Below are 13,910 nucleotides of genomic sequence, written 5' to 3' on the forward strand. Positions count from 1 at the left end.
TCTCGTTGGAGTCATTTTATGAAGTTGCCCTTTAAGCCACATCTGCTCGTCCTTCTGTGCAGTGCCGGGCTGTTTGCCGCCTCAGGCGTCATGTTTGTCAAAGGCCGCGCTACGGAGCCTGCTGCACCGGCCCCCGTCGCACAACAACCGGTTGCACCAGCGGCGCCTGCCGCAGCCCAGCCCGCCCCTGTTGTCGCGCCAGCCTACACTGCCGCGCAAATCGATCAATGGGTTGCTCCCATCGCGCTCTACCCGGATGCCCTGCTGTCGCAAATTTTAATGGCGTCGACCTATCCGGCCAACGTGATTCAGGCGGCGCAGTGGTCCAAAGACAACCCGAAGATGGAGGGAGACGCCGCCATTCAGGCCGTTGCCAGCCAGCCCTGGGATCCCAGCGTAAAATCGCTGGTTGCGTTTCCTCAGCTGATGTCCCTGATGGGCGAAAACCCGCCGTGGGTACAAAATCTGGGTGATGCGTTTCTCGCGCAGCCGAAGGACGTAATGGATTCTGTTCAGCGCCTGCGCGCGCTGGCACAGAAGACGGGCGCTTTACAATCCACTCCTCAGCAAACGGTCACCACCGTAACAAAAACGGCGCCAGCGAAAACCAGCACCACCGAGACAACGACAACGACGACGGCCGCGCCCGCCCCAACGGTAATCAAAATTGAATCTGCCGATCCGCAGGTTGTTTACGTCCCCACCTATAATCCCAATACGGTTTACGGGACCTGGCCAAACACCGCCTATCCGCCCACCTATCTCCCGCCTACACTCGGGGAGCAGTTTGGCAACAGCTTCGTAAACGGTTTAGGCTTCAGCCTGGGCGTCGCCACAACCTATGCCATCTTCAGCAACATCGACTGGGATGATGACGATGACTGGGATCATCACCATGGCGACGGGGATAATCACGGCGGCTATAACCGCAACGGTGATAACAACATCAATATCAACGTTGAGAACTTCAATAAAATCAGCGGACAGCGCCTGACGGACGCCAACCGCACCTGGCAGCACAACCCGGCCTATCGGGAAGGCGTGCCCTACCCGACCAACCAGCTCAACACTCGCTTCCACTCCACCAACACGGCGACAGGGCTCAGCTCAACGCAGCAAAAACCGGTTAACCGCGATAGCCAGCGTCAGGCCGCTCTGAGCCAGATGGAGAAATCCACGGGCAAAACCTTCCCCCAAACGGCGCGCACCGGAACGAAAGATGTGCAGCGCCAGGCCTCAAGCGAACAGCTGAAGCAGATTTCGCAGCGCAATAACTACCGTGGCTACGACACCAAACCGCAGACGGCGAAGCGCAGCAGCGCTCAGCAACGAGAAAACCGCCAGACCACCGCGCAGAGACAAGAGAAGCGGGCTTCACAGCCCGCGCAGCAACGCCCTCTCCAGCAGCGAAACAGCCAGCCGCGGGCCAATGCGCTGAGCGGTAACGACAGCCGCTCCGCGAACTGGCAGGCGCAGCAGCAGCGTGGCGCGCAAAGCAGACAGCTCGCTGCTCGCCAGCAGCAGCCGCGTCAGCCGTCTGGTGGACGTGCTGAACGCCGTGAAATTCGACATCGCTAAGGGAACCGACATGAAAAGTAAACTACTCAGTGGAATGGTGTTGTTCATGCTTTCGGCCCCGGTGATGGCGCAGCAGTCCTTTAGCACACCCGATCGGGCAACCGATGCGCTGACCAAAGCCATTAGTGAGCAAAATGAGAGTGCAATGACCAACCTGCTCGGAGAGAACTGGCGTGATTTTCTGCCCCCTGAAGGCGTTGACCCTGATGCTGTCGATCGCTTCCTGCGCGACTGGAACGTCCGGCACAACACGGTTGTCGAAGGGGATACGGCGCATCTGGTTGTCGGAGACAGCGGCTGGCAGCTCCCCATCCCGGTGATCAAAACCTCTGCCGGCTGGCAGTTCGATATCAAAGAAGGGGCTGAAGAGATCCTCACCCGCGAAATCGGGCGTAACGAGCTCGCCGCCATTGAAGCCTTACATGCCTATGTTGATGCGCAGCGAAGCTATTTTGCGCTGAACCAGCAATACGCGCAGAAGATTGTCAGCTCGAAAGGCAAAAAAGACGGCTTGTACTGGCCAGCCTCGCCCGGCGAAGCGCCCAGCCCGCTCGGCCCGGCATTTAGCCCGAAAGAGCCAGGGACCGGCTATCACGGCTATCGCTTTCGAATTTTGCCGGATAATCACGGTTTCGCGATGGTTGCCTGGCCGGTCAGCTATGGCCAGACGGGCGTAATGAGCTTTTTGATAAACCAGGACGACAAGGTGTACCAGAGCGATCTCGGCAGTGATTCGGAGCAAAAAGCCCGGGCGTTAACCGCATATCACCCTGATAAAACCTGGCAGCCCGTCGCGCCCTGAATAGCGTCAACGGACCACGTTTTGCAAGCCGGGTATAGCGAAGCCGCCACCCGGCTTTTTAACTTACAGAATATTTGCGACAGATTTTGCCAGCTGAGCTTCCAGAACCGGTTTGGCTTCTTCAAACTTCAGGTTTACTTTGTTAGCGTTCGACACCACGCGGGTTTGATACTTCGCGCGGTCACCCTGCTCGGAGCTGGTTTGGAGCTTCACGCCAGACGTTCCCTGACGCAGCGCCGCGATGTTGTCCGTGGTCACCTTCGCCTTGCTGCGCTCGGAGATCTGCAGGTCGGTCACCATGGTATAGTTTACGTCTTCCACCATCGCATCTGCCGCCATGCCGATCAGCCCCGCAGCCAGCCCCACGCCCAGCGCTGCGCCGGAGGAGTTGCTGTTGTAGGCCGTAATACCGGCCCCCAGCGCGGCACCCACAGCGGCACCTTCATAGCCCGTTTTCAGGTAGCCCTGAGTTTCACGCAGGTCCATTTTGTCTGCTTTCAGAACGTTAGCCTGCACCCAGTAGTATGCGCTGTCAGGTGAGCTGGTGACCTTGTATCCCTTGGCACTCAGATCGTTTGCCAGCAGCGTCTGCAGGTTGCTCATATCTTTATCAGAGGTGTTTTTAACCTGAATGTAGACCGTTTTTTCACTGGATGGCTCAAGCCAGATGGTTTCACTCATCTGCGTTTTTACTTCCAGGTTGCGCTTTTTCACCGCCGTCGTCATCGCACCGCACCCGGTCAGCGTCATCACTGCCGCTAATAAGCCAATCCCCATCACTTTCTTCAAAGACATGTTATTTCCTTTTTGTGTGTAATCAAAAGTCCAGAATCGTTAACCGTGCGGCCAGTAGCTACACAATGGTGCAAAAGGTATCGGCAGACAGATGAAAATTTTTAGGGGAAATAACAATAAGTTACCTACCATAACGGGTAGTTTTCAGGCAAAAAAAACGCCTCCAGAGGAGGCGTTAGCAATCAGGGAAGAAACTTATTTCTTCTTCGCTTTCGCGTTTGGCAGGTCAGTGATGCTACCCTCAAACACTTCTGCCGCCAGGCCCACGGACTCGTGCAGAGTCGGGTGAGCGTGGATGGTCAGCGCGATGTCTTCAGCGTCACAGCCCATTTCGATAGCCAGACCGATTTCACCCAGCAGCTCGCCGCCGTTGGTACCGACAATCGCACCACCGATCACGCGGTGAGTCTCTTTGTCGAAGATCAGTTTGGTCATACCGTCAGCGCAGTCGGACGCGATAGCACGGCCAGAAGCAGCCCACGGGAAGGTGGCGGTTTCGTAGCTGATGCCTTTCTCTTTCGCTTCTTTCTCGGTCAGACCCACCCATGCCACTTCTGGCTCGGTGTACGCGATAGATGGAATGACTTTCGGATCGAAGTAGTGCTTCATGCCGGCGATAACTTCAGCGGCAACGTGACCTTCGTGAACACCTTTGTGTGCCAGCATTGGCTGACCGACGATATCGCCGATAGCAAAGATGTGCGGCACGTTAGTGCGCAGCTGTTTGTCAACGCGGATAAAGCCACGGTCGTCCACTTCCACGCCAGCTTTGCCCGCGTCGAGGTTTTTACCGTTCGGCACGCGGCCGATAGCCACCAGCACGGCGTCGTAACGCTGTGGTTCGGATGGGGCTTTTTTGCCTTCCATGGAAACGTAAATACCGTCTTCTTTTGCTTCAACGGCAGTCACTTTGGTTTCCAGCATCAGGTTGAATTTCTTGCTGATGCGTTTGGTGAAGACTTTAACGATGTCTTTGTCGGCAGCCGGTATAACCTGGTCGAACATTTCAACCACGTCGATCTCTGAACCCAGCGCATGGTACACGGTACCCATTTCCAGACCGATGATACCGCCGCCCATGACCAGCAGACGCTTAGGAACGGTTTTCAGCTCCAGGGCATCGGTGGAATCCCACACGCGTGGATCTTCATGCGGAATGAATGGCAGTTCGATTGGGCGAGAGCCTGCCGCGATGATCGCGTTGTCGAAGTTGATCACGGTTTTGCCGTTTTCGCCTTCCACTTCCAGGGTGTTCGCACCGGTGAATTTACCCAGACCGTTTACCACTTTCACTTTACGGCCTTTGGCCATACCCGCCAGACCGCCGGTCAGCTGAGTGATAACTTTCTCTTTCCAGGTACGAATTTTGTCGATATCGGTTTTCGGCTCGCCGAAGACGATACCGTGTTCAGCCAGCGCTTTGGCTTCTTCGATAACTTTCGCTACGTGCAGCAGCGCTTTAGAAGGGATACAGCCGACGTTCAGACAAACACCGCCGAGGGTGCTGTAACGTTCTACGATGACGGTTTCCAGACCTAAATCCGCTGCACGGAATGCTGCGGAGTAACCTGCCGGGCCTGCCCCAAGTACTACGACCTGAGTTTTGATTTCTGTGCTCATCATGACCTCTTAATTTATACCCGTCGTCCACCGGGTCGTTCTATCCGCCCGCAGTTTACAAAATTGTTAACAATTTTGAAACAACAAACGGCTCACGAATTGTCGCTTTCGCCAATAACCTCACAAACACCGTGAGATTATCAGAAAAAAGCCGGCCGACTGGCCGGCTTTTCGATTACATCACCAGGCGGCGAATGTCGCTCAGGGTGTTGTTGATGATGGTGATGAAGCGCGCACCATCAGCACCGTCGATCACGCGGTGGTCGAAGGACAGAGAGATTGGCATCATCAGACGCGGCACGAACTCTTTGCCGTTCCACACCGGCTCCATCGCGGACTTGGACACACCGAGGATAGCCACTTCCGGCGCGTTAACAATCGGCGCGAAGTGGGTGGTACCCAGGCCGCCGATGCTGGAGATAGTGAAGCAGCCGCCCTGCATTTCGCCGGCAGTCAGCTTACCATCACGCGCTTTCTTGGAGATGGTGGTCAGTTCACGGGACAGCTCAGTGATGCTCTTCTTGTTCACGTCTTTGAAGACCGGAACAACCAGACCATTTGGCGTATCAACCGCAACACCGATGTTGATATATTTCTTCAGCGTCAGCTTCTGGCCGTCTTCAGACAGAGAGCTGTTGAAGCGTGGCATCTGCTCAAGGGCAGCGGCAACGGCTTTCATGATGAAGACGACTGGGGTGAATTTCACGTCCAGCTTACGCTTCTCAGCTTCGGCGTTCTGCTGTTTACGGAACGCTTCCAGATCGGTGATATCGGTTTTGTCGAAGTGCGTAACGTGCGGGATCATCACCCAGTTACGGCTCAGGTTAGCACCAGAGATTTTCTGGATGCGGCCCAGCTCCACTTCTTCGATTTCGCCGAACTTGCTGAAGTCCACTTTCGGCCATGGCAGCATGCCCGGGATACCGCCGCCAGCGGCTGCAGCTGGTGCAGCTTCGGCGCGTTTCACCGCGTCTTTCACGTAGGTCTGAACGTCTTCGCGCAGGATACGACCCTTACGGCCCGTTCCTTTCACTTTCGCCAGGTTCACACCGAACTCGCGCGCCAGGCGACGAATCAGCGGAGTCGCGTGGACGTAAGCGTCGTTTTCAGCGAACTCAGATTTTTCTGCTTTAGCAGCAGGGGCAGCAGCTGGTTTAGCCGCCTGAGCCGGTGCAGCAGCCGGTGCTGGAGCAGCCGCGGCAGCCGGAGCTGCGGCAGGCGCAGCGCCTTCCACTTCGAAGACCATGATCAGGGAGCCGGTAGACACTTTGTCGCCGGTGCTGATTTTGATCTCTTTAACGGTGCCCGCGAACGGCGCAGGGACTTCCATGGAAGCCTTGTCGCCTTCAACGGTGATCAGTGACTGTTCAGCGGCAACTTTGTCGCCCACTTTAACCATCACTTCGGTCACTTCAACTTCGTCACCGCCGATGTCCGGTACGTTAACGTCTTTCGCACCGCCGGCAGCGGCTGGTGCAGCGGCCGGAGCCGGAGCAGCGGCCTGCGCTGGCGCGGCAGCAGGTGCAGCACCCGCCACTTCGAAGATCATGATAAGCGACCCGGTAGACACTTTGTCGCCGGTGTTGATCTTGATCTCTTTAACGGTACCGGCGAACGGAGCCGGCACTTCCATAGAGGCTTTGTCGCCTTCTACGGTGATCAGTGACTGCTCGGCCGCAACGGTGTCGCCCACTTTCACCAGGATTTCAGTGACTTCTACTTCGTCACCGCCGATGTCAGGCACGTTGACTTCTTTCGCGCTCGCGGCAGCGGCTGGAGCAGCGGCGGCCGGAGCGGCTTCTTTCTTCTCTTCCTGCGCAGGTGCAGCAGCTGCTGCACCGTCGGCGGAATCGAAAATCATGATCAGTTTGCCGGTCTCGGTTTTATCGCCAACAGAGACTTTGATCTCTTTAACGATGCCAGCCTGAGGAGACGGGACTTCCATAGAGGCTTTATCGCCTTCTACGGTGATCAGCGACTGTTCAGCTTCAACTTTGTCGCCTACTTTGACCAGGATCTCGGTGATTTCAACTTCATCAGCCCCGATGTCCGGTACATTGATTTCGATAGCCATTATTCTTTTACCTCTTACGCCAGACGCGGGTTAACTTTTTCTGCATCGATGTTGAATTTGGTGATTGCGTCCGCAACCACTTTCTTATCGATTTCGCCACGTTTAGCCAGTTCGCCCAGTGCTGCTACAACCACGTAAGAAGCATCAACTTCGAAGTGGTGACGCAGGTTTTCGCGGCTGTCAGAACGACCGAAGCCGTCAGTACCCAGTACGCGATAATCATCCGCTGGAACGTAAGTACGAACCTGCTCAGCGAACAGTTTCATATAGTCAGTAGACGCCACCGCTGGCGCGTCGTTCATCACCTGAGCGATGTACGGAACGCGTGGAGTTTCCAGTGGGTGCAGCATGTTCCAGCGCTCACAATCCTGGCCATCACGCGCCAGTTCAGTGAAGGAAGTCACAGAGTACACGTCGGAACCCACACCGTAGTCTTTCGCCAGGATCTGCGCTGCTTCACGGACGTGACGCAGGATAGAGCCGGAGCCCAGCAGCTGAACTTTACCTTTGCTACCTTCGAGGGTTTCGAGTTTGTAGATACCTTTACGGATACCTTCCTCGGCACCTGCTGGCATTGCCGGCATGTGGTAGTTTTCGTTCAGGGTGGTGATGTAGTAGTAAATGTTCTCTTGCGCTTCACCGTACATGCGCTGCAGACCGTCATGCATGATGACTGCTACTTCGTACGCGTAAGACGGGTCGTAAGAGATACAGTTAGGGATAGTCAGAGACTGAATGTGGCTGTGGCCATCTTCGTGCTGCAGACCTTCACCGTTCAGAGTCGTACGACCGGAGGTACCGCCTACCAGGAAGCCGCGAGCCTGCTGGTCGCCTGCCTGCCAGCACAGGTCACCGATACGCTGGAACCCGAACATGGAGTAGTAGATGTAGAACGGGATCATCGGCAGGTTGTTGGTGCTGTAAGAGGTCGCAGCAGCCAGCCAGGATGCGCCTGCGCCCAGCTCGTTGATACCTTCCTGCAGGATCTGACCTTTCTCGTCTTCTTTGTAGTATGCAACCTGCTCACGGTCCTGCGGGGTGTACTGCTGGCCGTTCGGGCTGTAGATACCGATCTGACGGAACAGACCTTCCATACCGAAAGTACGCGCTTCGTCAGCGATGATTGGAACCAGACGATCTTTGATCGACTTGTTCTTCAGCATCACGTTCAGGGCACGAACGAAAGCGATAGTGGTAGAGATCTCTTTATTCTGCTCTTCCAGCAGCTGAGAGAAGTCTTCCAGCGCTGGCAGTTCCAGCTTCTCGGTGAAGTTAGGCTGACGGGCTGGCAGGTAGCCTTTCAGCGCCTGACGACGTTCGTGCAGGTACTTGTGCTCTTCAGACCCTTCCGGGAAGGTGATGTAAGACAGGTTTTCTACCTGCTCATCGGTCACTGGAACGTTGAAACGGTCGCGGATATAACGCACGCCGTCCATGTTCATTTTCTTAACCTGGTGAGCGATGTTTTTACCTTCTGCGGTATCACCCATGCCGTAACCTTTGATGGTATGGGCCAGGATGACAGTCGCTTTACCTTTGGTTTCGCGCGCTTTTTTCAGTGCAGCGTAAACTTTCTTCGGATCGTGACCACCGCGGTTCAGAGCCCAGATCTGCTCATCAGTCCAGTCTGCAACCAGTGCTGCGGTTTCAGGATATTTGCCGAAGAAGTGCTCACGCACGTAGGCACCGTCTTTGGATTTGAAGGTCTGGTAGTCACCGTCAACGGTTTCGTTCATCAGCTGGATCAGTTTACCGCTGGTGTCTTTACGCAGCAGCTCATCCCAACGACCGCCCCACATGACTTTGATCACGTTCCAGCCAGCACCTGCGAAGATGCCTTCCAGTTCGTTGATGATCTTGCCGTTACCGGTTACCGGACCATCCAGACGCTGCAGGTTACAGTTGATGATGAAGCACAGGTTGTCCAGCTTCTCACGGGTAGCGATGGTGATCGCACCTTTGGATTCTGGCTCATCCATTTCGCCGTCGCCCAGGAAGGCGTAAACGGTCTGCTCAGAGGTGTCTTTCAGACCACGGTGTTCCAGGTATTTCAGGAATTTAGCCTGATAGATCGCACCGATTGGGCCCAGACCCATAGATACGGTCGGGAACTGCCAGAATTCAGGCATCAGTTTAGGGTGCGGGTAAGAAGACAGACCTTTACCGTGAACTTCCTGACGGAAGTTGTTCATCTGCTCTTCAGTCAGACGACCTTCCAGGAATGCACGTGCATAGATGCCCGGAGAGATGTGGCCCTGGAAGTACACCAGATCGCCGCCGTCTTTCTCGTTCGCTGCACGGAAGAAGTGGTTGAAGCACACTTCGTAAACGGTTGCAGAAGACTGGAAGGATGCCATGTGGCCACCCAGTTCCAGGTCTTTCTTGGATGCGCGCAGAACGGTCATGATGGCGTTCCAGCGGATTGCAGAACGGATACGACGTTCCAGATCCAGATTGCCCGGGTATTCCGGTTCGTCTTCGACGGCAATCGTGTTTACGTAGTTGCTAGCCCCTGCACCTGAAGCAACCTTCACGCCGCCTTTGCGGGCTTCAGAAAGCAGCTGATCAATCAGATACTGAGCGCGCTCAACACCTTCTTCACGGATGACCGATTCGATCGCCTGTAGCCAGTCGCGAGTTTCGATCGGATCCACGTCATTTTGGAGACGTTCTGACATGGGGGTATTCCTTATCTATCTAATACGTTGATTTGTCTGGAACCTGTCCCATTGTGCTCTTGGGCAAGAACACAATAAGACAGGTTCTGCGTTTAGTTGCCGCGCTCTAAAAGTACCTGGCGCTTAATCCTTTCGTTGCTGTATGCGGCGTAATGAACGTTCGCGACGCGATTGTTCACGGCTGCGGTCCAGCAAGATTTCCTCAATGAAAGCCAGATGTCGGTGCGACGCTTCACGCGCCTGCTCCGGTTCCCCGGCCATTATCGCCTCGAATACTCGGGTGCGATGGTTGCTTACCAGTGGGAGCATGTCCCGACGGGCATACAACAATTCAAAATTCTGACGAACGTTCTGGGCCAGCATGGGCTCCATGCAGCGTAGCAGATGGAGGAGCACCACGTTGTGGGCCGCTTCGGTGACGGCGATTTGATACTGGACGACGGCGCTGGACTCGGCGTCTAAATCGCCGGACTGCTGTGCCCGTTCAATGGCCTGATGCAGTTCGCGGATACGCACGCGATCTTCATCAGTGCTGCGAAGGGCGGCGTAATAGGCCGCAATACCTTCAAGCGCGTGACGGGTCTCAAGCAGGTCAAACTGGGATTCTGGGTGGTCAGAGAGAAGTTCTACCAGCGGATCGCTGAAGCTCTGCCACAGGCTGTTTTGCACAAAGGTTCCGCCGCCCTGGCGACGAAGCAGCAAGCCCTTTGCTTCGAGACGTTGAATCGCCTCACGCAGAGAGGGACGTGAAACGTCGAACTGTTTTGCCAGCTCGCGTTCTGGCGGAAGTTTCTCACCCGGGCGCAGAGTCCCTTCGAGGATTAAAAACTCCAGCTGCTGCTCAATCACATCAGATAGTTTTGGTTGGCGAATTTTGCTGTAGGCCATATTCCCTGTCTTACGCCTTTTTGCCCGGAGTCAATTGGTCTTACCAATTTCTATTTCGTATCGCTAAAGTAACAAAGTATTCACCTTCTGTCCATATTGGTTTTGATTGAAATCAGTAAACCCTGCACATTTTAACAACCTTACAGAAATAACGTTTCAGAAATGTAACTTTGCACAAATGAGTTGATTACTCCCAAAGAGGGAGTTTTAACCATAATGAAACGAGGGTTTTTGCAATCTGAAGCGATTCAACAAGGCAAATAATGAAAAATCGCCCACTTAAGGCGCATTTCTATTCTATAGGTTGGGTTAGGAAGAATGAGCGGGCCGATTTACAAATGCTTTCTTTTTATTCAAGTCGTCATCACCCCTTCATAAAGCAGGTGCATTCGCAGGCGCTTACCACTATTCTTGCGCTTACGGAAGCCATCTCCGCTTTTTTCGGTCTCGTTAACCGTAAAGAAATAAATACAGAATATGGATTTTCATAATTACACACGCACAGCGTGAACATAACAACCACACACGAGGTTTCAAATGGAAGCTCAACAGCACGGCGATCAGCTAAAGCGCGGGCTTAAAAACCGCCATATACAGCTCATCGCACTGGGCGGTGCGATTGGTACCGGCCTGTTTCTGGGCAGCGCATCCGTTATCCAGTCAGCCGGTCCCGGCATTATTTTGGGTTACGCGATAGCCGGTTTTATTGCCTTTCTGATTATGCGCCAGCTGGGTGAAATGGTCGTTGAAGAGCCGGTCGCTGGCTCCTTCAGCCACTTTGCCTATAAATACTGGGGCAGCTTTGCCGGTTTCGCCTCGGGCTGGAACTACTGGGTGCTGTACGTTCTGGTTGCCATGGCTGAGCTTACCGCCGTCGGGAAGTACATTCAGTTCTGGTATCCTGAGATCCCAACCTGGGCCTCCGCAGCGGCGTTCTTCGTCATTATTAACGCCATTAACCTGACCAACGTAAAAGTGTTCGGTGAGATGGAGTTCTGGTTTGCCATCATTAAGGTTATTGCCGTGGTGGCGATGATTATCTTTGGCGGCTGGCTGCTGTTCAGCGGCAACGGCGGCCCGCAGGCAACCGTGCGCAACCTCTGGGAACAGGGTGGATTCCTGCCTCACGGCATGACGGGCCTGGTGATGATGATGGCCATCATCATGTTCTCCTTCGGTGGTCTGGAGCTGGTGGGCATCACCGCCGCTGAAGCCGACAACCCGGAGCAGAGCATTCCAAAAGCCACTAACCAGGTTATCTACCGCATTCTGATCTTCTATGTGGGCTCGCTGGCCGTGCTGCTCTCCCTGCTGCCGTGGACCCGCGTGACCGCTGACACCAGCCCGTTTGTATTGATCTTCCACGAGCTGGGCGACACCTTTGTGGCCAACGCCCTGAACATCGTGGTACTGACCGCAGCGCTCTCCGTTTACAACAGCTGCGTATACTGCAACAGCCGCATGCTGTTCGGCCTGGCCCAGCAGGGGAACGCGCCAAAAGCGCTGCTCAACGTCGATAAGCGCGGCGTGCCGGTAAACACGATTCTGGTTTCGGCGGTTGTGACCGCGCTGTGCGTGCTCATTAACTACATGGCGCCGGAATCGGCGTTTGGCCTGCTGATGGCACTGGTGGTCTCTGCCCTGGTCATCAACTGGGCGATGATCAGCCTGGCACACATGAAGTTCCGCCGCGCGAAACAGCAGCAGGGCGTGACTACGCGCTTCCCTGCCCTGCTCTATCCCCTGGGTAACTGGGTGTGCCTGCTGTTTATGGCAGCCGTGCTGGTGATCATGCTGATCACGCCGGGCATGGCGATTTCCGTCTACCTGATCCCGGTCTGGATTGCGATCCTGGGCGTTGGCTATCTCTTCAGCCAGAAAAGCCGTAATGCGATGAAAGCACACTAAGCCTCTCTCCGCGGCGCCTGCTTTTGCGGGTGCCGCGCGTTGTTACCTCCCTCACACTTTCACGCCAACAGCGCATTTATCCATATCACCGCCCTGATACTGCAACGCATATATTCCTTTGCCAGCGAATAATTCTCTCCATACCGTAAACCGGAGAGCTGTCGATGGATAACAACACACTGTCAGTAAAAGAAAAGATCGGCTATGGGATGGGCGACGCGGGATGCAACATCATCTTCGGTGCCATCATGCTGTTTGTTAACTATTTTTATACGGATATCTTTGGCCTCGCCCCTGCGCTGGTCGGCGTGCTGCTGCTTTCCGTGCGCGTCATTGACGCCGTAACGGACCCGATCATGGGCGCGATTGCCGATCGTACCCGCAGTAAATATGGCCGGTTTCGTCCATGGCTGCTGTGGATTGCCTTCCCCTACGCGCTGTTTAGCATCCTGATGTTCACCACGCCGGAGTGGAGCTATAACAGCAAAGTTATCTATGCGTTTGTCACTTACTTCCTGCTCTCTTTGACCTATACGGCAATCAACATCCCTTACTGCTCCTTAGGCGGGGTGATCACCAACGATCCAAAAGAACGCGTGGCCTGCCAGTCGTATCGCTTCGTGCTGGTCGGCATCGCCACGCTGCTGCTCTCATTAACGCTGCTGCCGATGGCCGACTGGTTTGGCGGGGATGACAAAGCCAAAGGCTATCAGATGGCGATGACCGTCCTGGCGCTAATTGGAGCCTGCATGTTCCTGTTCTGCTTCGCCACCGTGCGCGAGCGCGTGCGCCCGGCGGTACAGACCAACGACGAGCTGAAAAACGATCTGAAAGACGTGTGGAAGAACGACCAGTGGGTACGCATTTTGCTCCTGACCCTGTGCAACGTCTGCCCAGGCTTTATCCGTATGGCGGCCACCATGTATTACGTCACCTGGGTGATGGGCCAGAGCACCCACTTCGCCACGCTGTTTATCAGCCTGGGCGTGGTCGGTATGATGCTCGGCAGCGTGCTGGCAAAAGTGCTGACCGACCGCTGGTGCAAGCTGAAGGTCTTCTTCTGGACCAATATTGTGCTGGCGATTTTCTCAACCGCCTTTTATTTCCTCGACCCGAAAGCCACCGTCACCATCGTGGTGCTCTACTTCCTGCTGAACATCCTGCACCAGATCCCGTCTCCGCTTCACTGGTCGCTGATGGCCGACGTGGACGACTACGGCGAGTGGAAGACCGGGAAACGCATCACCGGGATCAGCTTCTCCGGCAACATCTTCTTCCTGAAGCTAGGGCTGGCGATTGCCGGGGCGATGGTTGGTTTCCTGCTCTCCTGGTACGGTTATGACGCAGGTGCAAAATCGCAAAGCGCGGACGCCATTAACGGCATTGTGCTGCTGTTTACCGTTATTCCCGGCGTTGGATACTTAATTACCGCTGGCGTGGTACGTCTGCTGAAGGTTGACCGTGAAACGATGAAACGCATTCAGGAAGACCTGGAGAAGCGTCGCGCTAACTACCGCGAGCTGAATGATTTACAGGAACTCAAAGCCGCTGAGACTAAATAAGGAAA

General features: G+C 55.0%; 10 protein-coding genes. 5 read left to right on the top strand and 5 right to left on the bottom strand.

Annotated features, from left to right (window positions below):
• Positions 1–18: 18 nt before the first annotated feature.
• Positions 19–1,578 (top strand): DUF3300 domain-containing protein, encoded by a 1,560-nt coding sequence (locus N037_RS17700; RefSeq protein ID WP_032642533.1) that lies wholly within the window; start codon positions 19–21, stop codon positions 1,576–1,578.
• A gap of 10 nt (positions 1,579–1,588) precedes the next feature.
• Entirely contained in the window at positions 1,589–2,380 is a 792-nt protein-coding gene (locus N037_RS17705; RefSeq protein WP_032642752.1) for a DUF2950 family protein, read from the top strand.
• A gap of 63 nt (positions 2,381–2,443) precedes the next feature.
• Here the strand turns inward: N037_RS17705 and traT are convergent, their stop codons facing one another.
• The 5 genes from traT to pdhR all read right to left on the bottom strand — a co-directional run bounded on the left by traT (position 2,444) and on the right by pdhR (position 10,435).
• Positions 2,444–3,175 carry a conjugal transfer complement resistance protein TraT gene (traT, locus tag N037_RS17710; protein ID WP_032642535.1) on the bottom strand — a complete coding sequence of 244 codons (732 nt, stop codon included), beginning with the start codon at positions 3,173–3,175 and terminating at the stop codon, positions 2,444–2,446.
• A 195-nt stretch (positions 3,176–3,370) separates the two neighbouring features.
• Positions 3,371–4,795 carry a dihydrolipoyl dehydrogenase gene (lpdA, locus tag N037_RS17715; protein WP_003856313.1) on the bottom strand — a complete coding sequence of 475 codons (1,425 nt, stop codon included), beginning with the start codon at positions 4,793–4,795 and terminating at the stop codon, positions 3,371–3,373.
• 175 nt (positions 4,796–4,970) lie between these two features.
• Positions 4,971–6,869, bottom strand: coding sequence for a pyruvate dehydrogenase complex dihydrolipoyllysine-residue acetyltransferase (gene aceF / locus N037_RS17720; RefSeq protein WP_032642537.1), 1,899 nt, complete (start codon positions 6,867–6,869; stop codon positions 4,971–4,973).
• A gap of 14 nt (positions 6,870–6,883) precedes the next feature.
• Positions 6,884–9,547 carry a pyruvate dehydrogenase (acetyl-transferring), homodimeric type gene (gene aceE / locus N037_RS17725; RefSeq protein ID WP_023334524.1) on the bottom strand — a complete coding sequence of 888 codons (2,664 nt, stop codon included), beginning with the start codon at positions 9,545–9,547 and terminating at the stop codon, positions 6,884–6,886.
• Between the two features lie 123 nt (positions 9,548–9,670).
• Positions 9,671–10,435: a pyruvate dehydrogenase complex transcriptional repressor PdhR gene (pdhR, locus tag N037_RS17730; protein ID WP_008501960.1), complete on the bottom strand. Its 765-nt coding sequence runs from the start codon at positions 10,433–10,435 to the stop codon at positions 9,671–9,673.
• Between the two features lie 263 nt (positions 10,436–10,698).
• Here pdhR and N037_RS24280 point away from each other — a divergent pair, with 263 nt between their 5' ends.
• The 3 genes from N037_RS24280 (at position 10,699) to N037_RS17740 (ending at position 13,905) form a co-directional block, all read left to right on the top strand.
• A complete protein-coding gene (locus N037_RS24280; protein ID WP_082440903.1) occupies positions 10,699–10,926 on the top strand; it encodes a hypothetical protein in 228 nt (75 codons plus the stop codon).
• 46 nt (positions 10,927–10,972) lie between these two features.
• On the top strand, positions 10,973–12,343 hold the full coding sequence (gene aroP, locus N037_RS17735; protein WP_023334523.1) for an aromatic amino acid transporter AroP: 1,371 nt from the start codon (positions 10,973–10,975) through the stop codon (positions 12,341–12,343).
• A 164-nt stretch (positions 12,344–12,507) separates the two neighbouring features.
• On the top strand, positions 12,508–13,905 hold the full coding sequence (locus N037_RS17740) for a glycoside-pentoside-hexuronide (GPH):cation symporter (protein WP_032642538.1): 1,398 nt from the start codon (positions 12,508–12,510) through the stop codon (positions 13,903–13,905).
• Positions 13,906–13,910: the final 5 nt, after the last annotated feature.

This window comes from Enterobacter sp. EGD-HP1, assembly GCF_000733275.2.
In the GTDB taxonomy this organism is placed as follows: Bacteria; Pseudomonadota; Gammaproteobacteria; order Enterobacterales; family Enterobacteriaceae; genus Enterobacter.

Coding starts and splice junctions, on each gene's coding strand:
- aceE (WP_023334524.1), bottom strand. CDS start 9,547: ATGTCAGAACGTCTCCAAAATGACGTGGATCCGATCGAAACTCGCGAC.
- aceF (WP_032642537.1), bottom strand. CDS start 6,869: ATGGCTATCGAAATCAATGTACCGGACATCGGGGCTGATGAAGTTGAA.
- N037_RS17700 (WP_032642533.1), top strand. CDS start 19: ATGAAGTTGCCCTTTAAGCCACATCTGCTCGTCCTTCTGTGCAGTGCC.
- N037_RS17740 (WP_032642538.1), top strand. CDS start 12,508: ATGGATAACAACACACTGTCAGTAAAAGAAAAGATCGGCTATGGGATG.
- lpdA (WP_003856313.1), bottom strand. CDS start 4,795: ATGAGCACAGAAATCAAAACTCAGGTCGTAGTACTTGGGGCAGGCCCG.
- aroP (WP_023334523.1), top strand. CDS start 10,973: ATGGAAGCTCAACAGCACGGCGATCAGCTAAAGCGCGGGCTTAAAAAC.
- N037_RS24280 (WP_082440903.1), top strand. CDS start 10,699: ATGAAAAATCGCCCACTTAAGGCGCATTTCTATTCTATAGGTTGGGTT.
- pdhR (WP_008501960.1), bottom strand. CDS start 10,435: ATGGCCTACAGCAAAATTCGCCAACCAAAACTATCTGATGTGATTGAG.
- N037_RS17705 (WP_032642752.1), top strand. CDS start 1,589: ATGAAAAGTAAACTACTCAGTGGAATGGTGTTGTTCATGCTTTCGGCC.
- traT (WP_032642535.1), bottom strand. CDS start 3,175: ATGTCTTTGAAGAAAGTGATGGGGATTGGCTTATTAGCGGCAGTGATG.